A 26,958-nucleotide genomic window follows, 5' to 3' on the forward strand; every position below is an offset into this window, starting at 1 on the left:
ACTATGTTGCGGGTTGTGGGATGTCACGAGGGGCGGCGGCACGCGACAGCCGATCGTTGATCGCTTCGCCGAGCCCGTCGAAGGGAACCGGCTCGACGGCGATGGTCCGCGCGCCGCTGCGGTCAAGCTCCTGCATATAGGCGAACAGATTGCTCGCCGCTTCGCGCAGGTCACCGGTTTCGGACAAATTGAGGAAGGCTTCGGCGCGGCGCCAGCCTTGCGCCCTCTGGCTGCCGAAGCCGAGCAAAGCCTCGCCCTCGCCGACCGTGCCGGCATGGAGCCGCATCGCAGCACCTGGCGCATAGTGCGAGGCAAGCATGCCCGGCGCCTCGATACCGGCGGTGCCGCCGCGCAACAGCTCCATGCCGATAGCCGCCTCAATCTCCTCGGCGGCGATGCCGCCGGGCCTCAGCAGCCGCAATCTGTTTCCTTCGGCCTTGATGATGGTCGATTCCAGCCCGATCGGGGTCGCGCCTCCATCGACGACCAGCTTGATCCGCGCGCCGAGATCGGCCGCCACCGCTTGCGCGGTCGTCGCGCTGATCCTGCCGGATGAATTGGCGCTGGGCGCGGCAAGCGGGCGGCCGAGCCTGGCGATCAGGTCGCCGCCAAAGCCCCTCGGCATGCGCAAGGCAATCGTATCGAGCCCGGCGGTGACCAGCGGATGGATGCCGTTGCCGGGCCGTTGCGGCAGCACCAGCGTCAGCGGACCTGGCCAGAATGCCAGCGCCAGTTTCCTGGACAGCGGATCGAACATCGCGAGGCGCTCTGCCATCGCCATGTCTGCGACATGGGCAATCAGCGGGTTGAAGCGTGGCCGGCCCTTGGCCTCGAAGATGCGCGCCACGCCGATGCCGTTGGTGGCGTCGCCGGCCAGCCCGTAGACGGTTTCCGTCGGGATGGCGACGACATCGCCCTCCCTGAGCAGCGCCAGCGCCCGCTCCAGCGCCTCGCCCGAGCCAAGTATTTCAGCCACTCTCGTCACCTCACAGATGCGGGGTGCGTAGTACGATGGCGGCCGTTGGGCAAGTCGGCTGTTGGGTAACCGATTGTTGGCGAGCAGGAGCATTGGCGATTTATCAATCCCTAAAATGCTATGTTTCCACGAAAGCCGGCATCAATTCCGGCCTGCTATCGAACAGCTTCTGGGCAAAGGGGAGCGATATCAGTGTCTGCGCGTATCTTGCTGGGTATCATTCTTGCTGCTGCGGCCGGCGAAGCCCAGGCGTCATCCCTGGTTTTTCCAGGCACGCCATCCTCCACACCATCGATCGTCAGGATCGGCGCCCCCAACCAGCCTGGAACCGCCGATGCAGTCAACGCCAGCGATGCGCGGTCGGTGGTGGCAAAAGGGGAAGCGCAGCCCGACGTCACCGATGAAAAGGTGGCGGCGATCCCGGACAAGCCCGCGACCGGGCACGGCTTCCAGCCGGGCCCGATGGTCATTCGTGGCGGCGTTACCGGTCCCGACTTCCCGGCACCGGCGCCAACCGCTGCACCAGCGACAGGTACTGCGCCGGCCGCTGGCACGGCGCCGGCAACGGCCACCGCCTCCGCAGCCCCTTCGGGGACCGAGAACCAACCCACCCCGCCGAGTCCCCCGGCGCCGGCTGCAGGTCAGCGCATGCCTCCCAACGGCTACACCAAATAGCCCCGGCTTGAAGACAGGCTGACATCGATGGCGTGACTTGACGGCGGTCTGGCGACCGGCGCACCATTGCCAAGCAAACCCCGTTTCGGTTTATGTCAGCCGCAGGACGCCATCGCCTGTATTTCGCCAGGCGGTTTTGGCAGACGGGATTTCATCACTAGGGGGTAAAGGGGGGACCATGAGAAAAGCTGGAATCGTAACCGGGGCTGGCCTTCTGCTGGCGTCACTGCTTGGCGTCGTCGCAGCTCACGCCGACGACATGCTGGGATCTTATGTCGCGCGCATTTCCGATCGCGACCATCAGGCGAGTGACGGCTATGCGCTGGACAATGCCGCGCAGATGGTGCGGCAGGACCGCGCCAACTGGCACAAATTCCACCGCCGTGACAGCGACGACGAGGGTGATGGCTGGTTCAGGACCAACGGCCAGCGCGCCGACCTGCAACGCATGCTGGAACGCGGCGGCGCGATGAGTTCCTCGACCAAGCGCGCCATCGTCAATGGCGAACCGCTGATCCAGGTCGATGTCTACGAAAACAGCGTGCGCGTCAGCATTCTCGAGAACTGACCGGGCCGTCGCCCGGGGCGGCTGACAGTCGGCTTCGGGGACGACTGACAGGAAAAGGCGGCGCCTCAGCACCGCCTTGCCATCGATGGAACCGGCGGCTGAAAAATCAGGCCGCTTTTTCCTTGTCATCGTCTTCTTCGGACTCGTCGCCTTCAGCCTTCACGCTATCCTCGGCGTCGTCTTCGTCTTCGTCCTCGTCGTCTTCATCTTCGTCGTCATCCGAGAGCGTGGCAGTTTCGGTGGACTCTTCGCCATCTTCATCGTCGCCGTCTTCGTCGTCATCAGACAGGTCAGCGGCTTCGACCGCTGCGGCGGCGGCATGATCGAGGATGGTTTCGGAAGCGGATTCAAGCGCCTCGGCGGAAGCCGGGGTTTCTTCTGTCACTTCGATGTCGTGATCGGAATTCATAGAAGCCTCCGTGGGGTTGGGGAACATGTCCCTTTTGCCACGGAGAGATCATCGCCATATGACTGTAAGCCGGCTCGAACGGCCGGCGGCAAAGAATATTTTCTTCGCCTTAACCTGCGATCTTCGAGAAATCCGCGACCTGGCCGGTGGCCGCGCGGATGCGGGCGAGCAGCGCCAGGCGGTTGGCACGCACCGCCTGATCCTCATCGTTTACAAGAACATGCTCAAAGAATGAATCAACCGGTTCGCGCAACACGCTAAGCGCCAGCAAGGCGGCGGAAAAGTCATCGTTTTGAATCGCTTCGCCGGCTTGCTTCTCAGCCTGATTCACCGCCGCAAACAGCGATTTCTCGGCATCCTCGCGCAAGAGTGCCGACTTAACGGTTTCGGCGACCACCGTTTTCTTCTTCTCCTCGGCGGCCAGAATGTTGGCCGCACGCTTGGTGCCGGCGAGCAGGTTCTTGCCATCCTCGGTGTCGAGGAAGGAGCCCAGCGCCTCGACCCGGCGCACGATCTGCAGCAGGTCGTCATTGGACGATTGGCCAATCTCCCCCCTTGTGGGGGAGATGCCCGGCAGGGCAGAGGGGGGTACTTGGCGCTGAGAGGACGGCGGGACAGCGCCCCCCTCTGTCGGCTTCGCCGACATCTCCCCCTCTAGGGGGGAGATCGGGCGCGAACCTGTCGCCAGCACCGCATCGATCAGGTCGTGCCGAGCGCCTTGATCGCGGAGGTAGACCTTTAGGCGATCGTGGAAGAAGGCCAGGAGGTCGCGATCCCCAGACTTTCCGTCGCCGGCGTGCGCCCGTGCACTCACATAGTCGCCACCCAACTTGACCTGCTCTTCAGCGTGCCGGCGGTCGATCTGGTCTTCAATGATTCTTCGATGTTCAGCTACGATCGAAAGAAGGCTTACCGGCGTCTCGTTATCCAGCACCAGCCTCACCACCCCAAGAGCAGCTCTGCGCAGTGCGTAGGGATCCTTCGACCCGGTCGGCTTTTCATCGATCGCCCAAAAGCCGACCAGCGTATCGAGCTTGTCGGCGAGCGCGACAGCGACCGACACTGGATCGCTCGGTACGCGATCGGACGGGCCCTGCGGCTTGTAGTGTTCCTCCGCTGCAGCGGCGACCGATGCATGCTCGCCCTGAAGCAGCGCATATTTGCGACCCATAGCGCCTTGCAGTTCTGGGAACTCGCCAACGACTTCGGTGGTGAGATCGGCCTTGGCCAAGACGGCAGCGCGCCGCGCCAGTGCCGGATCGGCGCCGATGATCGGCGCCAGTTCCTCGGCAAGCCGCGCAATCCGCTCCACCCGTTCGCCTTGCGTGCCGAGCTTGGCGTGGAAAGTCACGCCGAGATGGTCGAGGCGGGCCATGCGCTGGTCGAGCGGCTTCTTGAGATCAAGCCCGAATTTTTCCGCCGATGCCTCGAGCTCACGCAGGTCAGGCAAGTCGCCCTGGTCGGTCGTCCAGAAATAGAGCGCATCGGACAGGCGGGCGCGCACCACCTTGCCATTGCCGTGGGCGATCTCCTTGCCGCCATCCCTCGCTTCGATATTGGCGGTGAGGATGAAGCGATTGGAAAGCGCGTCGTCGAAACCCTGCGGCCGCGTCACAAAGCATTTCTGGTTGGCGCGAATGGTCAGCCGGATCACTTCGGCTGGAATGGCGAGGAATGCCTCCTCGAACTCGCCCATCAGCACGACCGGCCATTCGACCAGCCCGGACACTTCCTCCAGCAGCCCTTCGTCCTCAACCAGATCAAGCCCGTTGGCGAAGGCGAGATTGCGGGCATCGGCAAGGATGATCTCCTTGCGCCGGTCGGCATCGAGCACGACCTTGGCCGCTTCCAGCTTGGAGACATAGTCGTCGAAGCGGCGCACCGTGATGGCATCCGGCGCATGGAAGCGGTGGCCATAGGTGATGTTGCCGGAGCGGATGCCGTCGATCTCGAAATCGACCACGACAGGCTCCTCTGTTTCCGGGCCGAAGGTGCACAGGATCGATTGCAGCGGCCGTACCCAGCGCAGTGAACCGGGCTTGGCCGAGGCCGGCCCCCAGCGCATCGATTTCGGCCACGGAAAATTGCGGATGATGCCCGGCACCAGTTCGGCGATGATCTCCTCCGCCGCCCTGCCCGGCTTCGAAATGTGGGCGACATAAAAATCGCCTTTCTTCGGATCGGAATGGACATGCGCCTCGGCGATCGAGGAAAGTCCGGCCTTGCGCAGGAAACCCTGGACCGCCTGTTCAGGCGCCGATGTCGAAGGCCCCTTGATCTCTTCGCTTATATCCTTCGAGCGCGCGGTCAGGCCCCTGATGTCGAGGGTCTGCCGCCGCGGCGTCCAGTACTCGCGCGCCGCCTCATAGGTCAGTCCCGCCTCGACCAAACCGTCGGTCAGCATCTTCCTGAGATCACCCGCCGCCTTGCGCTGCATGCGCGCAGGGATTTCCTCGGAGCGAAGTTCTAGAAGCAGGTCAGGCATCGGGGTCAGCTCATGCGGGAGAGTGGTCCGGGCGGGGCATAGCAACTCGGCTGGCTGCTGTCACCCTTTACACAAATTTTGACCGCCCTGTCGGGACGAGACCACGCCACCCGTCCTTGGATCAAAGATTTCCATGAACCGAACGCAGCGCTGAAGCGACCCACGCTCAGGCAGGGAACATTTGGCTCAACGATCATGAAAACGGCATCCAGACTTCTGCAGATCCTCGCACTCGGCGCCTGCTTCACCGCGCAGGCTCACGGTGCCTTCTCGATGCCAGGCGTTCGACAGGCATTGCGCACGATCGACGGTGCCAGCAGCCAGAACATACTGCCGATCAAAGCTTCCTTCGAGATGATGAAGCGGGCCTGAGACTCAGGCCGCCAAGCCACCCGCCTGCGTCTTCAAAAATGCCTCACCGCAAGCCTTGGCCAGATTGCGCACCCGCAGGATATAGCTCTGCCGCTCGGTGACCGAAATCACGCCGCGTGCGTCGAGCAGGTTGAAGACATGGCTGGCCTTGATGCACTGGTCGTAGGCCGGGAAAACCATGCGGTGCATCGGGAGATTGTCGTTCGATGCCGGCGCGCCGGCGTCGAGCAGCGCCTTGCACTCGGCCTCGGCGTCCTCGAAGTGGCGCAGAAGCATCGCCGTGTTGGCGTATTCGAAATTGTGGCGCGAATATTCCTGCTCGGCCTGCAGGAAGACATCGCCATAGGTGACCTTGTCGGCGCCTTCGCGGCCGTTGAAATTGAGGTCGTAGACATTGTCGACGCCCTGCACATACATGGCCAGTCGCTCCAGCCCGTAGGTGAGTTCGCCGGCCACCGGCGCGCATTCGATGCCGCAGACCTGCTGGAAGTAGGTGAACTGCGAGACTTCCATGCCGTCGCACCAGCATTCCCAGCCGAGACCCCAGGCGCCCAGCGTCGGGCTTTCCCAATCGTCCTCGACGAAGCGGATGTCGTGCAGCAGCGGATCAACGCCGATCGCCGCCAGCGAGCCGAGATAGAGTTCCTGCAAATTGGGCGGGTTCGGCTTCAGGATCACCTGGTACTGGTAATAATGCTGCAGCCGGTTCGGGTTCTCGCCATAGCGGCCATCCTTGGGACGACGCGAAGGTTGGACATAGGCAGCGTTCCAGCGTTTTGGGCCGAGCGCGCGCAGCGTTGTTGCCGGATGAAAGGTGCCTGCACCGACTTCCATGTCGTAGGGCTGCAGGATAACGCAGCCATAGGCCGCCCAATAGTTGTGCAAGGCCAGGATCAGCCCCTGGAACGAGCGGCTGGGATGCATATGGGCGGGGATTTCAATTGTCACGGGTGGCCTCGACAGCACAGGCTAGCTTGCCGGCACGTCCTAGAGACACGGCATCGAAGCGTCAAGCAAGGCACGCCGATGCGGTCGCGCCGACATTATGGACAATGTTGAAAGCTTTGCAGGGGCTGGCCCATTGCCCATCTCTCGGGCCTGCGCTCTGTTCGCCTGTGCAGCAACGACAACAGGTTTCAGCCATGCCCAGCCCGATCGTCATCCGCCCTGTCGCGCGACAGGATTTCGAGCAATGGCTGCCGCTGTGGGATGGCTACAATGCATTTTATGGCCGCTCGGGCGAAACGGCCCTGCCGGGTGAGATTACCCAGATGACATGGTCTCGTTTCTTCGATGCCTATGAGCCGGTCCACGCGCTGGTGGCCGAAGGCGAGGGACAGCTTCTCGGCCTCGTGCACTATCTCTTCCATCGCAGCACCACGGCGATCGCACCGAATTGCTATCTGCAGGACCTTTTCACCACGCAGGCATCGCGTGGCAAAGGCATCGGACGGGCGCTGATCGAGGGCGTCTACGAGCGCGCCCAGGCGGCCGGCTCGGGCCGCGTGTACTGGCTGACGCATGAGACCAATCACACGGCGATGAAGCTTTACGACAAGGTCGCCGAACACTCCGGCTTCGTCGTCTATCGCAAGCTCTTCTGAGACAGCCAGCCTAATACGGTTCAAACGAAAACGGGACTCCGAAAGAGCCCCGCTTGCGTTGAATTCAAATGGCTGACTTCATCCCTTCGGGGCGGGCACCGGCTCCGGCTTGACCTTCGGGGTCTCCTGCGCCGTGTTGGATTCGATCGGCGGCAGGCCCTTCATCAGCTTCTGCTGCAAGTTGGCCAGCACATCGGGATCCGGCTTCAGGTCGCGAGCCTGGTTCCACTGGAAGGTGGCTTCCAGCTTGCGGCCGACGCGCCAGTAGGCGTCGCCGAGGTGATCGTTGAGAACCGGATCTTCCGGCTTCAGCGACACGGCGCGTTCCATTTCGCGCACCGCGTCATCGAACCTGCCGAGGCGGAAATAGGCCCAACCCAGCGAATCGACGATGTAACCGTCGCTCGGCCTGAGGTCGACGGCCTTTTGAATCATCGCCAGGCCTTCCTTGAGGTTCATGTTCATGTCGACCCAGGAATAGCCGAGATAGTTCAGCACTTGCGGCTGGTCGGGGAACAGTTCCAGCGCCTTGCGGAAGTTCGGCTCGGCCTTGGGCCATTCCTTCAGGCGCTCATAAGCGATGCCGCGCTGGTAGAAGATGTTCCAGTTGGCCGCGGTCGGCGCCTTCAGCACCTCGACGGCCTTATCGTAGAGAGTGGCGGCCGAACGGAAATCGTCCTTCGAGGAATAGACGCCACCGAGCGCCAGATAGGCGCGCATGTCACTGGGATGGGCGTCGACCAAGGCTTTCAGATGGGTGATCGCTTCTTCGTGACGGTCGAGATCGGCAAGATTGAGGCCGAGTTGCAGGTCCGAAAGCTCCTTCAGCGGCGAAGCGGCGGGAATCCGGCGATAGAGCGCGATGGCACCTTCGCCGTCCTTCAATTGCTCGGACACGGCGGCGAGTTGCACAAGGGCAGCGTCGCTATCTGGCTTCAAAGCAAGCGCATATTGCAGATAGAGGCGGACGAAGGGCTCGCCGCCACCACGGTTGAGCGCGGTGGCGAGGTCGAGCAGGATTTCGGAGGCGCCATCGGATGGACCGGCAACCAGCGGCGCAATCTTGTCGCCTTTTGCAATTCGGTCGCGCAAGGCGACGATTTCCAGCTTGCCCGGCGAAAACGCCTCGGCCTGGTCGAGCACCGACAGCGCCTTGGTCTTGTCGCCCTTGCGGACCAGGAACGAGGCGTAGGCCTGGGCATTGCGCATCCAGGTTTCGGGAGCGGCACCGCCGGCGGCGGTATCCTGCATGGTCGCGGCATAGATCGCCTCGGCCTTTTCGGGCATGCCGGATGCATCAGCGATCAGGGCGCGGTGGAACGACTTGAACAGGCCGAACCAATCCGGCCCCTGCAGCTTGTCGATGGACGCCATCGCATCGGCAGGCTCGCCGGCGCCTTGCTGCGCCCAGCCGGACATCACCCCGGAGATCAACCGGTCGAGATCGGATTCCAGCGACAGCTTGAGCCAGTACTGCGCCTTGGTGAAATCCTTCTTGTGGAAGGAATCGACGGCGAGCGCCAAGCGCGAGAAACGCTCGACGTCAGGCACTTCCTTGAGCTTGTCGGCATAGACCAGGGACTCGTCGAAGCGCCCTTGCGCGATCAGCGACAGCATCAGGCTCTGCTGCAGGCCGGTGTCGCTCGGGTCAAAGGCCAATGCTTGCTTGTAGTAGGCGATGGCGCTGTCGAGGTCGTTATCGCCTTCGGCGATCCGGGCTGCCAGATAGGCGCCCGAAAATGACGTGATCTTGACCGGTTCGCTGGTCTGCTTGGCATAGGCCGGCAAAGCCGAGATCGTCATGCCTGTCACAATTGCCAGCCTTGTCAGCCAGCGCGCACATCCTTGCCGCATCGTATCCCTTTCAGCCAGGCGCCATCTCCGCATCAGCGGGATCGGCGTAGACTCGATCTTTCCAGGCAAAGCATGGCCTTTTTGGGGTCGCGCTTCAATCCGCCTCGAATTCACAATCCGGGCACCCGATTAACAAATCATGGCGACAGGGGGCAGTTTTCCGATTTTGAATTTCGGCCATGGCCCTGCGCAGCGCCGAATATATCACAGCTTCGACCCTTGAGCTCGGCGCCAATATCAACCCTTGGCTGGCGAGGCGGACCGCTGCACCAGCGTGTCGCTATATCCACCGGCCGCTATCGTGCTGCACAGTTCGTTCCATTCGCAGCCGCCGCAGGCCTTGCGTACAAGGCCAGCCGAAAACGCCTGCCGCATCCGGGCTAAGGTCCCCGTGTCGAGATCGAGGTGGGTGCCGACACGGATTGGCCGCGCCAGCAATTCCTCTATATCCAGCGCGGCGAGCCGGTCCCGCTCGACGACACTCTCGTTGAGACAATGCGGTTCCGGCTCGTCGAGCAAGGGAGCGCAGACATCGTCGGGGCCGGAAACGAGGAGGATGCCCTCGCCCCGGCTCAGGCGCTCCGCGACGCGATCATAATTGGCGATGAAGGCGGGGCTGTATCCCTTGCCCACATAGGTGAGCAGGCAAAGGAGGTGATGGGCGCGCAGCCTGATCGTCACGGATTGGCCGGCTTCGCCTTGCCGCCGGGAAGGGCCATGAGGGTCGCGGCACCCAGCGCTGACTTGAGCAAGCCGCCGACGATGAACGGCAGGAAGCCGAAGGTAACGGCCTGTTCGGCTCCAATCATGACGGCAAGCCATGCTGTGCCAAGCACAAGGCAGGCAAGGTTGCCAAGCAGCATGGCGACGAAGGCAAGCATCACCCTTTTGCCGTTCCAGCCGCGTTCGGCCAGCCAGCCGACCAGTGCGCCGACAAGCGGGAAGGCGAAGAGATAGCCACCCGTCGGCCCGACGAAATGCGCCGCACCCGCTGCCCCTCCGGACAGAACCGGAAAGCCGACCGCACCCTCGACCAGCCAGGCGGCGATGGTGAGCGCGCCAAGCCGCCAGCCATAGAGGGCGCCGATCAGTGTCACCGCAAAGGTCTGCATGTTTACCGGGACCGGCACCATCGGCACCTCGATATAGGACGCCAGCGCCAGGAACAGCGTGCCAAGCACGACGGCTCCAACCTGCCAGGCAAGAGAACGATCCTGGAGCTGGAGCGGACTGAACGACGGCTTGCCGGGTGAGAATGCGACGTCTGTCATTGGGATTCCTTCGATCGATTGCAAATTATAGATAATTTCTGTTTTCGATCTATTATCGAATCCACACTTCCCTGGGGATTGCAAGCCCTGGCTTTGGCGGAGGCCGTCTAACCTACTATGGCGAAGGCTTCGCGCGTCGTTCCGGAAGCCGTCCTGACCGGCTTGCGGCCAATCCATTGGACGTGCCGCCCCAGTGTGACGGCCGCGGATTCGGTGTTTCCCTGCCGCAAGGCGGTGAGGATCGCGCGATGGTCCTGATCGGTGCGCGTCTCCCACTCCGACCGCCATGCCGCGAACAGGAAACGGGCGCTTGCCGCGTGCAGGTCGTCGATGGTCGCGAGCAGGCGCGGCATGCCGCATGGCGACAGGATCAAGCGGTGGAAGGCGCGGTTGGCCTCTTCCCACGACCTGACATCGCGGGACTTGTCGCCGGCCTTGGTCGCCTCCTCGGCGAGATCGAGAATGGCCGATGTCAGATGCGGCGCGGCGTGGCGCAGCGCCAGCACTTCGAGTGCTGCCCGCATTTCGGCGACCTCCTTGACCTCGCCCAGATCGAAAGACGCGACACGCACGCCGCGGCGCGGCTCGCCGATGGCCAGTCCCTGCGCCTCGAGACGGCGGAAGGCCTCGCGCACCGGAACATGGCTGGTTTGGAATTCCTCGGCGATATGATCCTGCCGAAGCCTGGCCCCTGGCTCGATCGCACCGGAAATGATCCGGTCCGCCAGAACCTTGCTGATGCGCACCGCGATGGTGTCGTCCGTGCCCTTTGCCATGTTTATAGATAATTTGCGGCAGGGCAGCTTGTCGAGCCAATTGCAGTCGAAATCGCGAGGCGCCAGAAGCAAGACTCAAGGCTGTGAGACGAAACCGTCGAGTGCAGGCATCGCCACGGTGATCAGGTCATGCAGCCGCTTCTTCGGCACCCCGTCGCGCGCCTGCACAGAGAGGCCAAACAACAGCGTGGTGTAGTAGTCGCCAAGCGCTTCCGGATCAGTATCCGGCTTGAGGTCGCCGTCGCGAACGCCCTTTCTCAGGCGCTCGACAATCAATGCATTGCGCGCCAGTCGGCGCTCGGCCAGCCAGTGCAGCACGTTATCGTTTTCCGTGGCGCAGTTGGTGGCGGCCGAGACGACCATGCAGCCTTTCGGCAAGTCCGGCCTTGTGTAGATTTCGATTGCATCGCGCAGCAACCGCTCGACAAACCGCCTTGCGGTCGGCTCCTCGGCAAGCGCGCTGGTGGCGAAGCTTCCTTCGCTGGTTTCGTAGAGAACAACGGCTTCGCGAAACAGATCCTCCTTCGAGCCAAAGGCGGCATAGATGCGCGCCGAGGCTAGGCCAAGCATGGAGACGAGGTCGGCCATCGAGGTGCCCTCGTAGCCGCGCATCCAGAAGGCATCGCGCGCTTTCTGCAGAGCCTGGGCTCTGTCGAACTCCCTTGGCCGTCCCGCCATTGCAGCCTCCATTTCTTTATCGATCCACAAATAATCCGCTTGACTCCGGATTGCAAATTCAATTCTTTGTCGATCGATAAAGAACCAAAAGGAGATTGGCATGAGTTCATTCGATCAAGGGCTGCCGTTCGGCGCCATGGCGACACAGGGAGAGGTTGGCGCGAAGCGCGGCGCTACGCTGGCATTGCTCGCCTTCGCCCAGCTTATCATCGCTCTCGACATCAACATCGTCTTCGTGGCGCTGCCCGAAATCGGGGCTGGACTGGGCTTTTCCGGCCAGACCTTGCAATGGGTGGTGAGCGCCTACACCGTGTTTACCGGCGGTTTTCTGCTGTTCGGCGGCCGAGCCGCCGACCTTATCGGTCAGCGCCGCATTTTCATCTTCGCTCTCTGGCTCTATGCGCTTTCGTCGCTGGTCGGCGGCCTCGCCTGGTCGCCGGAAATCATCATCGCTGCCCGCGCTGTACAAGGCATCGGCGGCGCTTTCCTGTTCCCGGCGACGCTCTCGCTGATCAACCGCCTGTTTGCCGAAGGACCGGAACGCAACAGGGCGCTGGCGGTGTGGGGCGGTGCCGGCGCGAGCGGCCTCACCCTTGGCTCACTGGCCGGTGGATTCCTGACAGGCGCCTTCGGCTGGTCGTCGGTCTTCTACGTCAATGTGCTGCTGGCAGGCATCGCCATCATCGCCGCTTTTGCCATCATTCCACGCGACCCCAAGCGGCGCGAGCACCGCAACTTCGATCTCCCGGGCGCGCTGACCGTCACCGCAGGCGCCACGCTGCTGGTCTTCACGCTGGTCCAGGGACCTGAATATGGCTGGGGTTCGCCAGCGATCATCGCCAGCGCCGCGCTGGCAGCGATCTTCATCATCGCCTTCGCGCTGATAGAGGCAAGGAGCGCCGACCCTCTGATGCCGCTGCGGCTGTTCCGCAATCGCAGCCTCGTCGCCGGCATGACGATCACCTTCCTGTTCATGGGAACGTTCGGGGCCCTGCCCTATTTCCTCACCGTCCTGTTGCAGACCGTGCATGGCTTTACCGCGCTGGAAACCGGCCTCGCCTTCCTGGTGCCGTCGATCGCCATCGCCGCCGGCACGCAGCTCGGTGAACGCCTGGCAACGCGCTTTTCAACCCGCTCGACCCTGGTCGGCGGCATGGTCATAGGGGCGGCCGGCACGGCGCTGATGGTCCTTGGAGCATCAGCCAACAGCTTCTATCTGGCTCTCGTTCCAGGGCTGATCATCTCCGGTGTCGGACAGGGCATCGTCTGGACCGCCATGTGGATCGCGGCCGCGTCGGGCGTGGCTCACGACGAACAGGGCGTCGCCTCGGGGATGGCCTGCACGACGCTCAACATCGGCAACGCGATCGGCATGGCGACGTTGATCGCGATCGCCAACAGCCATGTCGGCGGATTGAGCGGCGATGCACTGAAGGCCGCGATAGCCGACGGCATACAGATCGCCTTCTGGCTGGCGGCGGCGGGCATCGTTGTCAGCCTGCTTGCCGCAATCGCTTTGCCGGGAAAGGCGAAGTAGCCGGCAACCGGGTGACGCCGCTCAGTTCACCCGGCTGATGCAGAAATCGATGACGTCGATCAGCGCCGATTTCTGCGGCGTCGCTTCCAGCGGCGCCAGCGCGTCGCGGGCGATCTCGCCGAAATGGCGGGCGCGTCCGATCGTGTCGGCAATGGCGCCATGGCGAGTCATCAGGCCGATCGCCTTTTCCAGACCGGCGTCATCGGTGACATTGTCCTCGATGGCACGCTTCCAGAAAGTGCGCTCGGCCTTCGTGCCCCGCCGATAGGCGAGAATGACCGGCAAGGTCACCTTGCCTTCGCGGAAATCGTCGCCGACATTCTTGCCGAGATCCTTGCTGGTGCCGCCATAGTCCAGCGCGTCATCGATCAGCTGGAAGGCAAGGCCGAGATTCATGCCGTAGGAGCGCAGCGCCGCACGATCGTTGCGGGTCGCCTGGGCAATGACGGGGCCGACCTCGGCAGCAGCCGAAAACAGTGCGGCGGTCTTGGCCTTGATGACGGCGAAATGCTCGTCCTCGGTGGTTTCGAGGTTCTTGGCGGCGGCAAGCTGCATAACCTCGCCCTCGGCGATGATGGAGGCAGCACTCGACAGGATATCGAGCGCTTCGAGCGAGCCGACATCGACCATCATGCGGAAAGCCTGGCCGAGCAGGAAGTCGCCGACCAGCACGCTTGCCTGGTTGCCCCAGATCATGCGGGCGGTCTTCTTGCCGCGCCGCATGCCGCTCTCGTCGACGACATCGTCGTGGAGAAGCGTCGCCGTGTGCATGAATTCGACGGAGGTGGCGAGCTTGACGTGGCCCTCGCCGGCATAGCCGAACATCTGCGCGGCGGCCAGCGTCAGCATCGGCCGCAGCCGTTTGCCGCCGGACGAGATCAAATGGTTGGCGACCTCCGGGATCATCTCGACGTCGGAGCCGGCCTTGGACAGGATCAATTCATTGACGCGCCCCATATCCGCCACTGTCAGATCGATCAGATCCTTGATGGAGGCGGGCTCCCGCTTCCCGTTTTCGATGTTGAGAACGACACCCACAACAATCACTCCCGTCTTGGTATAGAGCGTGCGACGGCACCCTTAGTCCCTGCATGGACTCTAGGGCGGCGGACATGGCCACGGCAAGTGGCGAATTGGCGCGGCGTCGATGACGGAATGTCAACGACCCGAGAGGGAAAGGGGCTCTGCCTCGGAATCCCCTGCCCGTTTACATCAATAGCGCAAACTGCGAGTTTCATACGATGATAGAACTTGTCCGCACCAACGATGCCGTGATCATCTCCTTTGTTGAAGCGCTGATGCGCGACGCCGGCATCGCCTGCTTTGTCGCCGATCAGAATATGAGCATTCTCGAAGGGTCGATCGGCCTTTTGCAGAAACGCGTCATGGTCGATGCCGACCAGGCCGACGCGGCACGGCGCATCCTGACGGATGCCGGCATCGCCAACGAAATCCGCGGAAAATAATGTCCGCCGCGCCCGCCGCCCTTGTCCCGGACACGCCGGCCCATACGGTCGACGCTTTCCATCGCGGCCGATTCTGGCTCGTGCAGCCCAAACATGGCGGTCATCGCGCCGGCATGGATGCGATGATGCTGGCGGCCTCCGTGCCATCGACCTTTAGCGGGCGCCTGGCCGATTTCGGCGCCGGAGCCGGAGCTGCCGGACTGGCGGTGCTGTCACGCTGCCCGGCGGCAGAGGCGGTGCTTGTCGAACGCGCGCCGGAAATGGCGGCCTTCGCGGCGGCGACGCTTGCCCATCCCGGCAATGCCCATCTCAGCGATCGCGCATCCGTGCTGGTCGCCGATGTCACCGTATCGGGCCGGGCGCGGGCGGCCGCCGGCCTCGCCGACAACGACTTCGACTTCGTCATCATGAACCCTCCCTTCAACGCTCCCCGGGACCGCGCCTCCCCCGATCGCCTCAGAAAAGAGGCCCATGTCATGGAGGACGGGGTGTTCGAGAGCTGGATCCGCAGTGCGGCGGCGGTGGTCAGGCCGCGCGGCGGGCTCGCCGTAATCGCCCGGCCCGAACAGCTCGGCGCCATTCTCGATGCGATCGCCGGCCGCTTCGGCGATGCCGAGATGCTCGCCGTCCACCCTCGTCCCGATGCGGCGGCGATCCGCATCGTCGTGCGGGCAGCGCTCGGGACACGGGGAAAGCTTGCCATCCGCCCGCCCCTGATGCTGCACGCGCAATCAGGCAACGGCCCCGACGAGCGCAGCGAAATGATCACCAACGGCCTCGCCTCGCTGTTCGGAGATTGAGCTATTCTGCCCGGCCACATTGCCGTTGGCCGGGAAATCCCTACATGCCTGCAACCTATCGACCGGAGACCGCGCCCTCGTGAAACGACTCATCAACCGCCTGTTGCCGAAATCCTGGCGCTCCACCGTCGTCACCATTCCGGTCATCCGGCTGCACGGCACCATCATGGCAGGCGGTGGGCAGTTTCGGCCGAGCCTGTCGCTGGCTTCCACCGCCGGCCTCATCGAGAAGGCGTTTTCCTACGACGCGCCGGCGGTCGCCATCTCGATCAATTCGCCGGGCGGCTCGCCGGTGCAGTCTAGGCTGATCTTCAAGCGCATCCGTGACCTGGCCACGGAAAAGAACAAAAAGGTACTGGTCTTCGTCGAGGATGTCGCGGCGTCGGGCGGCTACATGATCGCGGTCGCCGGTGACGAGATCTTTGCCGATCCGTCCTCCATCGTCGGGTCGATCGGCGTCGTCTCGGCTTCGTTTGGCTTCCCGGAACTGATGAAGAAGATCGGCATCGAGCGACGTGTCCACACCGCTGGCCAGAACAAGGCGGTGCTCGATCCGTTCAAGCCCGAGAAAAAGGAAGATGTCGAGCGGCTGAAGGCGCTGCAGCTCGAGGTGCACGCAACCTTCATCGACCTCGTCAAGGAGCGGCGCGGCACGAAACTGAAGGACGATCCGGACCTGTTCACCGGCCTGTTCTGGACCGGCATCAAGGGCCTCGAACTCGGGCTGGTCGATGCGCTCGGCGACATGCGCACTGTGCTCAAGACCCGTTTCGGGGCGAAAACCCAACTCAGGCTGATCACGACACCGCGCGGTTTCCTTAGCCGCTTCGGCCTGTTCGGCTCAAGCAAGGGCTTTTCAGCGCCCGATATCGCAGCCGCTGCCGCCAGCGGCGTGATCGATGCGGCGGAAGAGCGCGCATTGTGGTCTCGCTTCGGGCTTTGAAAACCCGGCAAAACCGTCTAGCATGAGAGCTTGAGTTTCATGCATGTCGTGTTCCCAAAAGCGGGCCGACATGCATCAACCGACCCGACCGGCCGCCTTCGCCGGCCCAGCGTGGGAGGAGTTTTGGCATGCCGCAGATCATTTTCTTGGCCGTCGTTGGCGTTGCCGCCTATTTCGGCTACCGCACCTTCATTAGGGAAGCCGAGCGCGTGACCGCCAAGGTGCGGCGCACAGAAAAGCAAACGGCCAACGGCGCGATCGGCACTTTGGTCAAGGATCCGAAGACCGGCGAATACCGGCTGGCCAAGGACTGAGCATCATCCCGCAGACGATTGTGGACACCGACATCGGGTCGCGTAGCTGGCACGCACACGCCAAAATCAATCTTGCGCTGCATGTCACCGGCAGGCGCCCTGACGGCTATCATCTGATCGAGAGCCTGGCGGTGTTCACACGGTTTGGCGACAGGGTCGAAATCGCGCCCGCCGACGGCGATGAGTTTACCGTATCCGGCCGTTACGCCCCGGCCGTTCCTCTCGACGCCAGCAATCTGGTGCTCAAGGCGCGCGATGCCCTGCGGCAGACAGCCGGGCACGAGAGAACACCGCCGGTCGCTATTCGGCTGGAAAAGAACCTGCCGGTTGCCTCCGGCGTCGGCGGCGGTTCGAGCGACGCGGCGACCGTGCTGCGCGGACTGGTGGAGACATGGGCGCTGGACATCGATGGCAGCGAGCTGGCGCGGATCGGCCTTTCGCTTGGCGCCGATGTGCCGATGTGCCTGGCGGCAAAGCCGCTGGTGGCGCGTGGCATCGGCGATGAACTGTCGATGGTGCCGGATTTTTCGGCGCTTGGCCTGGTGTTGGTCAATCCAGGCACCCCGGTGTCGACGGCGGATGTCTTTGCAGCGCTTTCCCGGCGCGACAATGAGGCCTTGCCGCCGCTGCCGCGCAGCATCGATTTTCACAGCCTGCGCAACTGGCTGGAGATCACCCGCAACGATCTCGAGCCCGCGGCGCTGGAGGTGCAACCCGCAATCGGCAGGGCGCTTTCCTGGCTGAACAAGGCCGGATCGGGGTTCTCGCGGATGTCGGGATCCGGCGCGACATGTTTCGGCCTGTTCGAAACCGGCAATGTCGCCAAGCGCGCCGCCGCCGAAATCCGCGGCCGCCAGCCCGACTGGTTCGTTGCCGCGACGCGCAGCATCGCATCGGAGGGCGCAGATGGCCAGAATTGACGAGAGCCGCTCCTTCATTCCCGTGCGCATCGCGGTGCTGACCGTTTCGGATACGCGCAGCCTCGCCGACGACAAATCCGGCCAGACGCTGGCCGACCGCATCACCGAGGCCGGCCATCTGCTGGCGGCCCGCAATATCGTCACCGACGACCGCGAGAAAATCCGCGACACGGTTCTGGCGTGGTCACAGGACAAGAATATCGATGTCGTCATCACCACCGGCGGCACCGGCTTCACAGGCCGTGACGTGACGCCGGACGCGCTGGAGCCGATCTTCGAAAAGCGCATGGATGGCTTTTCGGAAGTGTTCCACCGGATTTCCTACGACAAGATCGGCACCTCGACGATCCAGAGTCGGGCGACCGGCGGCGTCGTCAACGCCACCTTCGTCTTCGTGCTGCCGGGTTCGCCAGGCGCCTGCAAGGACGCGTGGGACGGCATCCTGAAAGCGCAGCTCGACTACCGGCACATGCCGTGCAACTTCGTCGAGATCATGCCGCGCCTGGACGAGCATTTACGGCGCGGCAAATCGGCTTTGTAAAAGCCAGGCAAAGCGTCGGTTCAACGCCGCTTTTGCAGGCAGAACAGCACCGGTGCCTTCGAAACACCATTCCAAACCGAACCTCGGAAAAGTACCTTGCCTGAAGGCGATCATCGCCATCACGACAAGGCAGAACCATGACCACGCATACCGGCGGATGCCATTGCGGCAACATACGCCTTGCATTTTCAACCGAACTCGACCCATCGCAAATCGAAGTTCGCGCCTGCCAATGCTCGTTCTGTGTCAGACATGGTTCGCGCGCCATTGCCGATCCGGACGGCAGACTGACCATCTCGGTCAAGGATGAGGCGCGATTGCGAAAATATCAGTTCGGGCTGAGGACGGCCGACTATTTGATCTGCCGGGATTGCGGCGTCTATGTCGCCGCAATCGCCGGAGAGGATGACGCAAGGGCGATCGTCATCATCAACGCCCTGGACGACCGAGAGCGGTTCAATCAGGAGCCGGCTCGTGTCGACTTCGATGCCGAAAGCCGGGCACAGCGCCAAGCCAGGCGCCGCGCTCACTGGACGCCTGTCGAGATGAGCTTCGGATAGGCAGCTCTCAGCGGATGACCGGCTCGCCATGAAACCGTCGGCGCGACGGCGGCGATACGCCGAAGCCGACTTCCATCATCAGTCGCGGCGTGCGTGCCGGCATGGTGCCCATATGAAAGCCAAAGGGGTCCTCGACGAAGCCGAGACCGGCCTCGCCGGTCAGCGTCACCGGGCTCTGCTCGCCATAGACATCCAGAACCTGTTGCGCGGGATGGCCGACCAGAAGGGTAAGCTGATGCTTTAGGCTGCGGCGCTTGTGGCTGCCCCTGACATAGACATGCGGACCGGTGTCGGCGTCGACCGGCTTGAGGTAGAAGAAGAATTTCAGCATGCGCCAGTCGTCGAGGTCAAAATGATACTTGCCGAGCGAGGCGAGGTTCTTGTCGGCATCCGAAGCGGCACCTGTGGGAAAACTCCACCAGACCCGCGTCGTGATCAGTTTCGCCTGGCCGCCGAGATAGTGCGCGGCAATATCCAGAAGCAGCGGATCGCGCTGGATGGCAAGCGCCGCCGGGCAGTCGAGGATGCGCTCGAAAAAATGCCCGCTAAGCAGCGAGCGGCCAAGGCGTTTCTCGGCCTCGGCATGTTCCCCCGGCATGAATTCGAGACGGCGGTCGAAATTGCCGAAGCAAGGCGTGCGCCCGGCGAAGTCGGCGATCTCTTCATGGATATCAGGCGGCAGGACCAGGCCTGAGAACAGCCCGTCGGAGCGCAACGCATCGACGACCGCTCCCCGTTCGACACCGGCAAACATCGTATCCCCGGCATTGGCGACCGGGCGGGCGCGCTTTGCGCCGAGCCAATGCATGCGGCGTCCGGGCATGGTGCGCGCCAACACGAACATCGGCAGCCAGGCAGGGTTCTCACGCAGGTCCGTCAGATAGGTTGGAATACGCACGGCGATGCGCCGCAGCAGGCTGCCGTTGCGCGCAATGGCCTCGAGACTGGCCGCGCCGGATGTGTCGGGGGTTGAAAGCTTCATTGGGTCCTCGGCTATGAGAGCACCACCGATGCCGCATCGGTGCTCGCCTCTCGGCATGACCCAAACCCAATTCCCGCTTGAACGGAAGATAACCCCGCGTCAAATTTTGTGCAATGCACAATGACCTGAGCAACTGCAAAAAATCACGTCGAGGGGCGGCGCTCCTGCTTGGCCGGCGCCATCCAAATCTCAGCGTCGAGCCGCTTCGTCGCGAGGCCGCGGGCGATGGCCTCGGCACTGCTGGCGCTCTTTGCCGCGGCCGCCGCCTGACGCTTGCTGATCAGCAATCCGTCGGCCAAGGCGCGGTTTCCCGAAAAGACCCGGGCCAGGAATGGCGTGCGACTGGCTCGCGTGCGCGAAAACCGTGCCGCCATGGTCTGCCTGGCCGTATGGGCGACAACTTCATCGATCCAGCCCTCCACCAGCCGCGCGCCCGGCTCCAGGAGCAGCAACCAATCCCCCTTGGCCTGGCGGATGCCGGCAGCGACACCGCCCGTCACGTACTGACAGCCGGCATGCTCGGCCACATGATGCGTCTGGTCGGTAGAGCCTGTATCGCAGACGATGACTTCACGCACCACGCCTTCTACCGCGCCGCCAATCAGCGAGGCGAGCGTGCGGGCGAGGCCCTCCTCGTCATTGCGGGTTTCGATGACAACACTGAGCATCCTTAGCCGAATAGCGGAAAGCGCCCGACAGCGCCAGTTTTGCATCGCACCATAGAAAGTTCTTGCTTTGTTCTTCTCAGCGAAATAGGAATAGTTTCATGAGCAGAGCGATTCGACACAACATCGACAGTCCCTGGGAGCGGGCGAAAATGGAACAGATCGTGCGCGCCGACATTGCAGCTTTCGGAGCAGGAAGAGCCGAGATGGCCAACGCGATGGTCGAGCAGAGTGGCATGCGTGTCCGTCCGGACCGCAACCGCGGCAGGTCAGCAGGCATCAATCCCTCCGGCCGGTTCGAGCCGGTCAGCCGGCACGTGTTCGACGATGGCTGGAATTCGCTGGAAGAACTGCCGCCCTTCAAGACCGAAGTGCAGGTAGAGAAGCCGCGCACCATCATCACCCGCAACGAATCGCCCGACATCTCCTTCGACCGTTCCATCAACCCCTATCGCGGCTGCGAGCATGGCTGCGTCTATTGCTTTGCCCGCCCGACGCACGCGTTCATGGGCCTGTCGCCGGGTCTGGATTTCGAATCGAAGTTGTTCGCCAAGCCTGATGCGGCGCGCTTGCTCGACAAGGAGCTTTCGAAGGACAGCTACCAGCCGCGCACCATCGCCATCGGCACCAACACCGACCCTTACCAGCCGATCGAGAAGCAATACCGGATCATGCGCGAAATCCTCGAAGTGCTGGAAGCGCGCGGCCATCCGGTCGGCATCGTGACAAAGTCCGCTCTGGTGACGCGCGATATCGATATCCTATCTCGCATGGCCGAGCGCGGGCTCGCCAAGGTGGCGCTGTCGGTGACGACGCTCGACCGTATGCTGGCGCGCACCATGGAGCCGCGCGCGTCGACACCGACCAAGCGGCTGGAAGCGATCCGGCAGCTTTCGGATGCCGGCATTCCGGCGTCGGTCATGGTGGCTCCAATCATTCCGGGCCTGACCGATCCGGAGATGGAACGCATCCTCGATTCCGCACGTGCGGCCGGCGCGCGCGAAGCGGGCTACGTGATCCTGCGCCTGCCGCTGGAGGTCAGCCCGATCTTCAAGGATTGGCTGCTGCGCCATTATCCCGACCGCTACCGCCATGTGATGTCGCTGATCCGCTCGATGCGTGACGGCAAGGACTACGATTCGGAATGGGGCAAACGCATGAAGGGCGCCGGTCCCTATGCCTGGCAGATCGGCCGGCGCTTCGAGATCACAGCCAAGCGGCTCGGCCTCAATGCCGAACGGCGCACGCTGCGGACCGACCAGTTCGTTGCCGCCGGGAAAGACCAGGTGCAGCTGACGCTGCTTTGAGAGACAATTCGTCGCGGTGGTTTGATCCGTCGCGGCACCAGAATCCCGTCCGGCCTGCCCCGGCCTGCAGACGGTGCCCTCCCGGTCCGGCGCCCCACCCGACCCGGAGGGACTTGCGGAGAATCAGAGCCGATGCGAACCTCGCCGCAACATGGCTCGCGCGCGTTCTGATTCTCCGCCTCTCTTTGATATCATCGAGAAGCCCGACTTCTCCTTCGAGACGAAGGCGATGGCGGAGGGCCTGTGGCCGGTTGCCGGGATGGACGAGGCCGGCCGTGGCCCCTTGGCCGGGCCGGTGGTCGCTGCGGCCGTGGTGCTCGATCCCGCCAACATTCCCGACGGCCTCGACGATTCCAAACGCCTCAGCCATTTGCAGCGTGAAGCCTTGTTCCTTCGAATTCTCGGCTCTGCGCAGGCGGTCTCAATGGCCTCCATCAGCGCCGAGGGCATCGACGGCAGCAACATCCTCAAGGCAAGCTTGGAAGCCATGCGCCGCGCCCTGGTAGGGCTGTCGGTCCGACCGAAGCTCGCCCTTGCCGATGGACGCGACGTGCCGCCGGGCCTGCCTTGCGCGGGGCGCGCGCTGATCAAGGGCGACCAGCGTTCGCAATCGATCGCTGCCGCCTCGATCGTCGCCAAGGTGATGCGGGACCGCATGATGTGCGGATGCGGCAACCACCACGACCGCTACGGGTTCGAAGTCCATATGGGCTACGCCACGCTTCGCCATCGCACCGCGATCGAAGCGCATGGCCCGGTGGCGCGGCTGCATCGCGTATCGTTTTCGCCGTTCAGGCTGGGTGGCGCTGAAGTGGTTGAAGAAGAGAGCTTTGCTGGGCTGGATTGAACAACGGCGGCGGCGACAAGCCAATCTCCCCCTTGTTGTGGGGAGATTGGCCGCTTCGGCGTCTCACGCACTCTCCAAGCAAAAAAGCCGCCAGGTTGCCCGGGCGGCTTTAATTGTATGGGGGCTGTGAGGGCTCAGTTCAGCTTCGACTTCACGTCCGCGAGCGATGCCTTGAACAGATCGGCACCGGCCTTGGCGTCGATCTTGCCGGCAAGCAGCGCGCGCGCTGCCTCTACGGCGATGTCGACGGCGCTGGCGCGGACTTCGCTGATGGCGTCACGCTCGGCCTGGCCGATCTTCTGTTCGGCAAGCGCGGTGCGCCTGACAACATAGTCCTCGGTTTTCTTGTGCGCCTCGGCGGCAAGCATATCGGCTTCGCGCTTGGCGGCGGCGACGATGTCGGCGGCCTCCTGCTCGGCTTCCTTGCGCTTGCGCTGATACTGGCCAAGCAGTTGCTGGGCCTCCTCGCGCAGTCGGCGTGCTTCGTCCAGTTCATTGCTGATCCTGGCGGCGCGGGCGTCGAGCGCCTTGGCGATCAGGCGAGGCACCTTGATGTAGACGGCAATGCCCAGGAAGATGACCAGGGCAACCGTGGCCCAGAGCGTCGCGAGAGATGTGTAATCCATGATGCGCTCCTCACCGGGCCACGGATTTGACCGCGGCCGCGATCTCGGCCTTGCTGGCCTTGCCGCCAACCAGGGCTTCGACGATCGCCGAAGCGGTATCCTCGGCGATGCTGCCGACTTCCTTCATGGCATTGGCCTTGATGGAAGAAATGCGGGCTTCGGCTTCGCCAAGCTTGGCGTCGAGCGCGGCCTCGACCTTCTTGCGCGCGGTGTCGGCCTCGGCCTTGGCCGCGTCGTTGGCCTGCTGGCCGATCGCGTTGGCCTTGGTCTTGGCTTCCGCCAGTTCCTGCTCGTAGGCAGCAACGGCGGCGTCGGCCTCGCCCTTCAACTTGGCCGCCTGATCAAGGTCCTGCGTGATGCGATCGTTGCGGACATCGATGATGCCGCCGACGCGCGGCATCACCACCCGCTTCAGGAAGAGATAGAACAGCCCGAAGGTGATCGCCAGCCACAGAAGCTGCGACGGGAACGTCGCCGGATCGAATGGCGGAAACGTGCCATGCGCTTCAGCAGGCACGCTGGTGCCGGAATGCGTTTCGCCTTCCGTCGCAGCGTGGCTGGTATCGGCTGATGGCGCGGACTCTTGCGCAAAGGCAGATGTCACGAACATGGACTATCCCCGAAATTCAGGCCCGCCGCTTGCGCGGCCGGCCTGTCCAATCTTCCCGAGTGCTCAGCCGAACAGGGCCAGAAGCGCGATGAGAAGCGAGAAGATGCCCAGAGCTTCGGTCACGGCGAAGCCGAAGATCAGGCGGCCGAACTGGCCATCGGCAGCCGACGGGTTGCGCAGAGCGCCCGCCAGGTAGCTGCCGAAGATGTTGCCGAGGCCAATGCCCGCGCCACCCATGCCCAGGCAAGCGATGCCGGCGCCGATGTACTTTGCTGCTTCTGCGTCCATTTGTTCAACTCCTTTGGATCTAAAATTCCGTTGCGATTCCATCCGGCGCCAATGTTGGAAATTCCTGGGCCGGAAACTTTTGGACCTAATGCCCGGGGTGCAGGGCGTCGTTGAGATACATGCAGGTCAACACGGCAAAGACGTAGGCCTGCAGGAAGGCGACCAGCAGTTCCAGTGCCGTCAGCGCCACCGCCATCGCCAGAGGCAGGATAGAGCCGGCGACGCCGACCGCGCCGAGCGCGCTCAGGCTGACCACGAAGCCGGAGAACACCTTCAGCGTGATGTGGCCGGCGAGCATGTTGGCGAACAGACGAACCGAGAGGCTGACCGGGCGCGACACGAAGGAGATCACTTCGATCAGCACCACCAGTGGCAGCAGGAAGACCGGCACGCCATGCGGCACGAACAGTTTCAGGAAGCCAAAACCATGCTTCATGAAGCCGTAGACGACCACGGTTGCGATCACCAGCACGGCAAGGCCGAAGGTGACGATGATGTGGCTGGTGACGGTGAAGAAATACGGGAACAGGCCAAGCAGATTGGCGACGAGCACGAACATGAACAGCGAGAACACGAGAGGGAAGAACTTCATGCCTTGCGTGCCGGCGGCATCGCGCAACATGTTGCCGACGAACTCGTAGGCCATCTCGGAGACCGACTGAAGCCGCCCGGGAACCAGGCTGCGGCTCGACGTCGTGAGAAACAGGAATCCAGCCGCGACGATCACGGTTGCGACCATGAACAGCGCCGAATTGGTGAAAGACAGGTCATAGCCGCCGATGTCGATCGGAATCAGCTTGTTGATATGGAACTGGTGGATCGGATCGACCTTGTCAGCTGCCACGTTCAAACCCCGTCAATGCCGCGTACGGCCTCGTTACCATTACCGCACATGAAGCGCGGTCATTTCTTGTCGTCTTGGTCACGGCGCGATTTATCGCCCTGTCCAAATTCTGCCACAACGCCGGCGGAACGCATCACATTGAGCACTCCGGCGCCAAAACCAAGCAGCAGAAACACGATCAGACCCCATGGCGATGTCCCCGCCAGACGGTCGATGATCCAGCCGATGCCGGCACCCACCACCACCCCGGCGATAAACTCGCTGGAGAGTTTGAGCGCCTGACCATAACCGGCCACACTGCCCGCTTTCGCGTCGTCTTTCCCCTCGAGCCGGCCCGGCCGCCTTGTCGCAAGCGAAGCTTCAAGGTCACGGCGGCGGCGCTCAAGATCGTCGTCGCGGATATCGGGTTCATGCCGATTGCCGCGGCCGGTTTTTCCGGTTCCGTCTGGCCCATTCTTGTCGGCCATCGCAACCCCCTGCCCGGTCAGACCGTCACCGTCCGTCCGCTTCTAAAGTCGCCGGCAACATAGTTAGAGGGTTTGCGCCCGTCAAGCCACGGGCGGAAGTTCATTGCCATGTATTTTAGGCAATAAAATCAATCAATTAGAAAGGTGCGACATCGTGCCCGCCATGATGACGAGGATGCATGGCGCGAATCCCCTGCGCAATGGCTCTTCGATAGGCTGCGCGCCACATCAAAGATCAGCGGCTGCTCTGCACTCAGCTCCAGCCGCCGCCATAGGTCCGATAGAAGATATGCAGGCCGATCTTGGTCATCTTCTGCATTGTGCGCGCCCAGCCGGGATGGACATATTGGGCATAGTAGTGGGTCGACGATCCGACCTCCGGGATGAAGATCTTGCCGGCAGTGACGGCCATGGCGATCTCCTGGGCGGTCTTGTAGGCGGCTGGGCTATCGATGCGCTTCTTCCTGCCGTCGCAGGCGAAGGAGAACTGGCAGCGGTTGAACCAGCTGTCGTTCTGGTAGACGACGCCGCAGATCGAATTCGGATAGGTCGGATTGCGGACGCGGTTGAGGATGACCTGGGCGACAGCGGCCTGGCCGCGCACGGATTCGCTCCTCGCCTCGAAATAGATGCCGTTGGCAAGGCATGCCTGCTCCTTTTGGGAGAAGACACTGGCGGGCAGCGGGTTCTGGATCCACGAATGATCGCCCTTGGCCATCGGCGGAATGAAGCGGCCCTCATTGGGCTGCTCGTCCTGAAGCAGGGCTTCGAAGGGCGATGCCTTGGCATAATCAGGCTCGGACTGCGCGTAGGCGGTGGCCAGCACGTCCGGATGGTCGTTGTTGACCAGCGCTGCCAGCATGGCCGGCACGCCGGGATCCGGCTTCTTGTCCTCGCGCGCATGGAATGCCGCGGCGATCTGGATTTCCTTGCCTTTGATCTGCGGCTTGGCGAAAGCCATTTTCAGGCCGCTGTCCATGCTGGGCCGCAGCAAGGAGGAGGTGCGCTCGAAGATCGAGCCGGCGTTGAAGTTCTTCGGCGGTGCGACGGGAGACATCTGGACGATGCGCCCTTTCTTCTCGGCGCGCACGACGCGGTCCTCATCGGGCGTGCCGCTGACTTTGCCGCCCTTGCCGCGAAACGACACGTTGCCGACACCGGCCAGGTGGACACCCGATCCGGAGATGGAGCCGGTGACATCAGAATCGGCAAAGGGCATCTCGGCCGCATGGGTCGAGCCGGCGACGGATTTCTCGACATAGGAATTCCAGCGCGTGCTCGATGCTTCGAGGCCGGAAACCAGGCTCGTCATGTCCTGATAGGCGGCGACCGTCGGAAAGCCGATCCAGATGCCGAAACCGATGACGAGCGGAGCCAGAAAGCCACGTTTTCTCTCACCGGCGGCGGCAACCAGCCGCTTCAACACACGTCGATGCACGGAACACTCTCCAGGAACGCGACTGACCCCACTGGAGAGCAAAATGATGCATTAACCTTGATGGGACGTTAACGGCTTCGATCGGGTTTTCCCGGTCGGCCCGAGGTCGTGGTTGCGAAGTCAGGCGATTTTGCG

General features: G+C 63.0%; 32 protein-coding genes. 14 read left to right on the forward strand and 18 right to left on the reverse strand.

Annotation, left to right across the window (positions count from 1 at the left end; translation table 11 throughout):
• Position 1: 1 nt before the first annotated feature.
• Positions 2-976 (reverse strand): L-threonylcarbamoyladenylate synthase, encoded by a 975-nt coding sequence (locus NKH97_RS01565; protein ID WP_164892811.1) that lies wholly within the window; start codon positions 974-976, stop codon positions 2-4.
• Between the two features lie 192 nt (positions 977-1,168).
• Here NKH97_RS01565 and NKH97_RS01570 point away from each other — a divergent pair, with 192 nt between their 5' ends.
• Together NKH97_RS01570 and NKH97_RS01575 are read left to right on the forward strand one after the other, a co-directional pair.
• Positions 1,169-1,651, forward strand: coding sequence for a hypothetical protein (locus NKH97_RS01570; RefSeq protein WP_128302477.1), 483 nt, complete (start codon positions 1,169-1,171; stop codon positions 1,649-1,651).
• A gap of 178 nt (positions 1,652-1,829) precedes the next feature.
• Positions 1,830-2,219, forward strand: coding sequence for a hypothetical protein (locus NKH97_RS01575; RefSeq protein WP_023808652.1), 390 nt, complete (start codon positions 1,830-1,832; stop codon positions 2,217-2,219).
• 106 nt (positions 2,220-2,325) lie between these two features.
• Here NKH97_RS01575 and NKH97_RS01580 read toward each other — a convergent pair whose 3' ends face one another.
• Both NKH97_RS01580 and glyS read right to left on the reverse strand, forming a co-directional pair.
• Complete coding sequence (locus NKH97_RS01580) at positions 2,326-2,628, reverse strand: ATPase (RefSeq protein WP_128302476.1); 303 nt, start codon at positions 2,626-2,628, stop codon at positions 2,326-2,328.
• 109 nt (positions 2,629-2,737) lie between these two features.
• Positions 2,738-5,113, reverse strand: coding sequence for a glycine--tRNA ligase subunit beta (gene glyS / locus NKH97_RS01585; RefSeq protein WP_352795254.1), 2,376 nt, complete (start codon positions 5,111-5,113; stop codon positions 2,738-2,740).
• Positions 5,114-5,308: 195 nt separating this feature from the next.
• Between glyS and NKH97_RS01590 the strand changes: the two genes are divergently transcribed.
• Positions 5,309-5,485 (forward strand): hypothetical protein, encoded by a 177-nt coding sequence (locus tag NKH97_RS01590; protein WP_164755492.1) that lies wholly within the window; start codon positions 5,309-5,311, stop codon positions 5,483-5,485.
• 3 nt (positions 5,486-5,488) lie between these two features.
• Here NKH97_RS01590 and NKH97_RS01595 read toward each other — a convergent pair whose 3' ends face one another.
• On the reverse strand, positions 5,489-6,409 hold the full coding sequence (locus NKH97_RS01595) for a glycine--tRNA ligase subunit alpha (protein WP_352795296.1): 921 nt from the start codon (positions 6,407-6,409) through the stop codon (positions 5,489-5,491).
• A gap of 218 nt (positions 6,410-6,627) precedes the next feature.
• Between NKH97_RS01595 and NKH97_RS01600 the strand changes: the two genes are divergently transcribed.
• A complete protein-coding gene (locus NKH97_RS01600; protein ID WP_023808656.1) occupies positions 6,628-7,089 on the forward strand; it encodes a GNAT family N-acetyltransferase in 462 nt (153 codons plus the stop codon).
• Positions 7,090-7,167: 78 nt separating this feature from the next.
• Here the strand turns inward: NKH97_RS01600 and NKH97_RS01605 are convergent, their stop codons facing one another.
• The 5 genes from NKH97_RS01605 to NKH97_RS01625 form a co-directional block, all read right to left on the reverse strand.
• Entirely contained in the window at positions 7,168-8,943 is a 1,776-nt protein-coding gene (locus NKH97_RS01605; protein WP_352795297.1) for a tetratricopeptide repeat protein, read from the reverse strand.
• Positions 8,944-9,180: 237 nt separating this feature from the next.
• The gene (locus NKH97_RS01610; RefSeq protein WP_352795255.1) at positions 9,181-9,624 is read right to left on the reverse strand and encodes a DUF1284 domain-containing protein; all 444 of its coding nucleotides are present in this window, start codon (positions 9,622-9,624) and stop codon (positions 9,181-9,183) included.
• Positions 9,621-10,214 carry a biotin transporter BioY gene (locus NKH97_RS01615; RefSeq protein ID WP_023808659.1) on the reverse strand — a complete coding sequence of 198 codons (594 nt, stop codon included), beginning with the start codon at positions 10,212-10,214 and terminating at the stop codon, positions 9,621-9,623. The genes NKH97_RS01610 and NKH97_RS01615 overlap by 4 nt, the downstream gene beginning before the upstream one ends.
• Positions 10,215-10,321: 107 nt before the next feature.
• A complete protein-coding gene (locus NKH97_RS01620) occupies positions 10,322-10,990 on the reverse strand; it encodes a GntR family transcriptional regulator (protein ID WP_127290934.1) in 669 nt (222 codons plus the stop codon).
• A 75-nt stretch (positions 10,991-11,065) separates the two neighbouring features.
• Positions 11,066-11,668 (reverse strand): TetR/AcrR family transcriptional regulator, encoded by a 603-nt coding sequence (locus tag NKH97_RS01625; RefSeq protein WP_023808661.1) that lies wholly within the window; start codon positions 11,666-11,668, stop codon positions 11,066-11,068.
• A gap of 100 nt (positions 11,669-11,768) precedes the next feature.
• On the opposite strand from NKH97_RS01625, the gene NKH97_RS01630 reads away from it, so the two are divergent.
• Positions 11,769-13,205, forward strand: a complete 1,437-nt coding sequence (locus NKH97_RS01630; protein WP_352772278.1) for an MFS transporter — start codon at positions 11,769-11,771, stop codon at positions 13,203-13,205.
• Between the two features lie 21 nt (positions 13,206-13,226).
• Here NKH97_RS01630 and NKH97_RS01635 read toward each other — a convergent pair whose 3' ends face one another.
• Entirely contained in the window at positions 13,227-14,243 is a 1,017-nt protein-coding gene (locus NKH97_RS01635) for a polyprenyl synthetase family protein (RefSeq protein ID WP_023808663.1), read from the reverse strand.
• 203 nt (positions 14,244-14,446) lie between these two features.
• On the opposite strand from NKH97_RS01635, the gene NKH97_RS01640 reads away from it, so the two are divergent.
• The 7 genes from NKH97_RS01640 (at position 14,447) to NKH97_RS01670 (ending at position 18,749) form a co-directional block, all read left to right on the forward strand.
• Positions 14,447-14,671 carry a putative signal transducing protein gene (locus NKH97_RS01640; RefSeq protein ID WP_352795256.1) on the forward strand — a complete coding sequence of 75 codons (225 nt, stop codon included), beginning with the start codon at positions 14,447-14,449 and terminating at the stop codon, positions 14,669-14,671.
• Positions 14,671-15,471, forward strand: coding sequence for a tRNA1(Val) (adenine(37)-N6)-methyltransferase (locus tag NKH97_RS01645; protein ID WP_352772275.1), 801 nt, complete (start codon positions 14,671-14,673; stop codon positions 15,469-15,471). Before NKH97_RS01640 ends, NKH97_RS01645 begins: the two co-directional genes overlap by 1 nt.
• Positions 15,472-15,550: 79 nt before the next feature.
• The gene (locus NKH97_RS01650; RefSeq protein WP_023808666.1) at positions 15,551-16,414 is read left to right on the forward strand and encodes a S49 family peptidase; all 864 of its coding nucleotides are present in this window, start codon (positions 15,551-15,553) and stop codon (positions 16,412-16,414) included.
• Between the two features lie 128 nt (positions 16,415-16,542).
• Positions 16,543-16,728 (forward strand): hypothetical protein, encoded by a 186-nt coding sequence (locus tag NKH97_RS01655; RefSeq protein WP_352772272.1) that lies wholly within the window; start codon positions 16,543-16,545, stop codon positions 16,726-16,728.
• 20 nt (positions 16,729-16,748) lie between these two features.
• Entirely contained in the window at positions 16,749-17,648 is a 900-nt protein-coding gene (locus NKH97_RS01660) for a 4-(cytidine 5'-diphospho)-2-C-methyl-D-erythritol kinase (RefSeq protein ID WP_023808668.1), read from the forward strand.
• The gene (gene moaB, locus NKH97_RS01665) at positions 17,635-18,189 is read left to right on the forward strand and encodes a molybdenum cofactor biosynthesis protein B (protein WP_023808669.1); all 555 of its coding nucleotides are present in this window, start codon (positions 17,635-17,637) and stop codon (positions 18,187-18,189) included. Before NKH97_RS01660 ends, moaB begins: the two co-directional genes overlap by 14 nt.
• Before the next feature lie 137 nt (positions 18,190-18,326).
• Complete coding sequence (locus NKH97_RS01670; protein ID WP_023808670.1) at positions 18,327-18,749, forward strand: GFA family protein; 423 nt, start codon at positions 18,327-18,329, stop codon at positions 18,747-18,749.
• Positions 18,750-18,756: 7 nt separating this feature from the next.
• On the opposite strand, the gene NKH97_RS01675 is transcribed toward NKH97_RS01670, so the two are convergent.
• A complete protein-coding gene (locus tag NKH97_RS01675; protein WP_352795257.1) occupies positions 18,757-19,731 on the reverse strand; it encodes a hypothetical protein in 975 nt (324 codons plus the stop codon).
• Between the two features lie 143 nt (positions 19,732-19,874).
• Positions 19,875-20,399, reverse strand: coding sequence for a glycosyltransferase (locus tag NKH97_RS01680; RefSeq protein WP_352795298.1), 525 nt, complete (start codon positions 20,397-20,399; stop codon positions 19,875-19,877).
• Between the two features lie 149 nt (positions 20,400-20,548).
• On the opposite strand from NKH97_RS01680, the gene NKH97_RS01685 reads away from it, so the two are divergent.
• On the forward strand, positions 20,549-21,703 hold the full coding sequence (locus tag NKH97_RS01685; RefSeq protein ID WP_127257410.1) for a PA0069 family radical SAM protein: 1,155 nt from the start codon (positions 20,549-20,551) through the stop codon (positions 21,701-21,703).
• Between the two features lie 151 nt (positions 21,704-21,854).
• Positions 21,855-22,550 carry a ribonuclease HII gene (rnhB, locus tag NKH97_RS01690; protein ID WP_352795258.1) on the forward strand — a complete coding sequence of 232 codons (696 nt, stop codon included), beginning with the start codon at positions 21,855-21,857 and terminating at the stop codon, positions 22,548-22,550.
• Positions 22,551-22,684: 134 nt separating this feature from the next.
• Here the strand turns inward: rnhB and NKH97_RS01695 are convergent, their stop codons facing one another.
• From NKH97_RS01695 to NKH97_RS01720, 6 genes are all read right to left on the reverse strand, one after another.
• On the reverse strand, positions 22,685-23,176 hold the full coding sequence (locus NKH97_RS01695) for a F0F1 ATP synthase subunit B (protein WP_023808675.1): 492 nt from the start codon (positions 23,174-23,176) through the stop codon (positions 22,685-22,687).
• A gap of 10 nt (positions 23,177-23,186) precedes the next feature.
• Positions 23,187-23,786 (reverse strand): F0F1 ATP synthase subunit B, encoded by a 600-nt coding sequence (locus NKH97_RS01700; RefSeq protein ID WP_127290956.1) that lies wholly within the window; start codon positions 23,784-23,786, stop codon positions 23,187-23,189.
• 63 nt (positions 23,787-23,849) lie between these two features.
• Positions 23,850-24,074: a F0F1 ATP synthase subunit C gene (locus NKH97_RS01705; RefSeq protein ID WP_006206606.1), complete on the reverse strand. Its 225-nt coding sequence runs from the start codon at positions 24,072-24,074 to the stop codon at positions 23,850-23,852.
• An 85-nt stretch (positions 24,075-24,159) separates the two neighbouring features.
• Positions 24,160-24,918 carry a F0F1 ATP synthase subunit A gene (locus NKH97_RS01710; RefSeq protein WP_023808677.1) on the reverse strand — a complete coding sequence of 253 codons (759 nt, stop codon included), beginning with the start codon at positions 24,916-24,918 and terminating at the stop codon, positions 24,160-24,162.
• Between the two features lie 59 nt (positions 24,919-24,977).
• Positions 24,978-25,385: an AtpZ/AtpI family protein gene (locus tag NKH97_RS01715; RefSeq protein ID WP_352795259.1), complete on the reverse strand. Its 408-nt coding sequence runs from the start codon at positions 25,383-25,385 to the stop codon at positions 24,978-24,980.
• Between the two features lie 253 nt (positions 25,386-25,638).
• Positions 25,639-26,823 (reverse strand): cell wall hydrolase, encoded by a 1,185-nt coding sequence (locus NKH97_RS01720; RefSeq protein WP_023808679.1) that lies wholly within the window; start codon positions 26,821-26,823, stop codon positions 25,639-25,641.
• Positions 26,824-26,958: the final 135 nt, after the last annotated feature.

This window comes from Mesorhizobium sp. M0870 (assembly GCF_040319775.1).
GTDB lineage: Bacteria > Pseudomonadota > Alphaproteobacteria > Rhizobiales > Rhizobiaceae > Mesorhizobium.

Coding starts and splice junctions, on each gene's coding strand:
- NKH97_RS01575 (WP_023808652.1), top strand. CDS start 1,830: ATGAGAAAAGCTGGAATCGTAACCGGGGCTGGCCTTCTGCTGGCGTCA.
- NKH97_RS01645 (WP_352772275.1), top strand. CDS start 14,671: ATGTCCGCCGCGCCCGCCGCCCTTGTCCCGGACACGCCGGCCCATACG.
- NKH97_RS01655 (WP_352772272.1), top strand. CDS start 16,543: ATGCCGCAGATCATTTTCTTGGCCGTCGTTGGCGTTGCCGCCTATTTC.
- rnhB (WP_352795258.1), top strand. CDS start 21,855: ATGGCTCGCGCGCGTTCTGATTCTCCGCCTCTCTTTGATATCATCGAG.
- moaB (WP_023808669.1), top strand. CDS start 17,635: ATGGCCAGAATTGACGAGAGCCGCTCCTTCATTCCCGTGCGCATCGCG.
- NKH97_RS01630 (WP_352772278.1), top strand. CDS start 11,769: ATGAGTTCATTCGATCAAGGGCTGCCGTTCGGCGCCATGGCGACACAG.
- NKH97_RS01680 (WP_352795298.1), bottom strand. CDS start 20,399: ATGCTCAGTGTTGTCATCGAAACCCGCAATGACGAGGAGGGCCTCGCC.
- NKH97_RS01705 (WP_006206606.1), bottom strand. CDS start 24,074: ATGGACGCAGAAGCAGCAAAGTACATCGGCGCCGGCATCGCTTGCCTG.
- NKH97_RS01700 (WP_127290956.1), bottom strand. CDS start 23,786: ATGTTCGTGACATCTGCCTTTGCGCAAGAGTCCGCGCCATCAGCCGAT.
- NKH97_RS01600 (WP_023808656.1), top strand. CDS start 6,628: ATGCCCAGCCCGATCGTCATCCGCCCTGTCGCGCGACAGGATTTCGAG.
- NKH97_RS01595 (WP_352795296.1), bottom strand. CDS start 6,409: ATGCATCCCAGCCGCTCGTTCCAGGGGCTGATCCTGGCCTTGCACAAC.
- glyS (WP_352795254.1), bottom strand. CDS start 5,113: ATGCCTGACCTGCTTCTAGAACTTCGCTCCGAGGAAATCCCTGCGCGC.
- NKH97_RS01675 (WP_352795257.1), bottom strand. CDS start 19,731: ATGAAGCTTTCAACCCCCGACACATCCGGCGCGGCCAGTCTCGAGGCC.
- NKH97_RS01625 (WP_023808661.1), bottom strand. CDS start 11,668: ATGGCGGGACGGCCAAGGGAGTTCGACAGAGCCCAGGCTCTGCAGAAA.
- NKH97_RS01715 (WP_352795259.1), bottom strand. CDS start 25,385: ATGGCCGACAAGAATGGGCCAGACGGAACCGGAAAAACCGGCCGCGGC.
- NKH97_RS01640 (WP_352795256.1), top strand. CDS start 14,447: ATGATAGAACTTGTCCGCACCAACGATGCCGTGATCATCTCCTTTGTT.
- NKH97_RS01685 (WP_127257410.1), top strand. CDS start 20,549: ATGGAACAGATCGTGCGCGCCGACATTGCAGCTTTCGGAGCAGGAAGA.
- NKH97_RS01620 (WP_127290934.1), bottom strand. CDS start 10,990: ATGGCAAAGGGCACGGACGACACCATCGCGGTGCGCATCAGCAAGGTT.
- NKH97_RS01590 (WP_164755492.1), top strand. CDS start 5,309: ATGAAAACGGCATCCAGACTTCTGCAGATCCTCGCACTCGGCGCCTGC.
- NKH97_RS01670 (WP_023808670.1), top strand. CDS start 18,327: ATGACCACGCATACCGGCGGATGCCATTGCGGCAACATACGCCTTGCA.
- NKH97_RS01615 (WP_023808659.1), bottom strand. CDS start 10,214: ATGACAGACGTCGCATTCTCACCCGGCAAGCCGTCGTTCAGTCCGCTC.
- NKH97_RS01695 (WP_023808675.1), bottom strand. CDS start 23,176: ATGGATTACACATCTCTCGCGACGCTCTGGGCCACGGTTGCCCTGGTC.
- NKH97_RS01605 (WP_352795297.1), bottom strand. CDS start 8,943: ATGCGGCAAGGATGTGCGCGCTGGCTGACAAGGCTGGCAATTGTGACA.
- NKH97_RS01580 (WP_128302476.1), bottom strand. CDS start 2,628: ATGAATTCCGATCACGACATCGAAGTGACAGAAGAAACCCCGGCTTCC.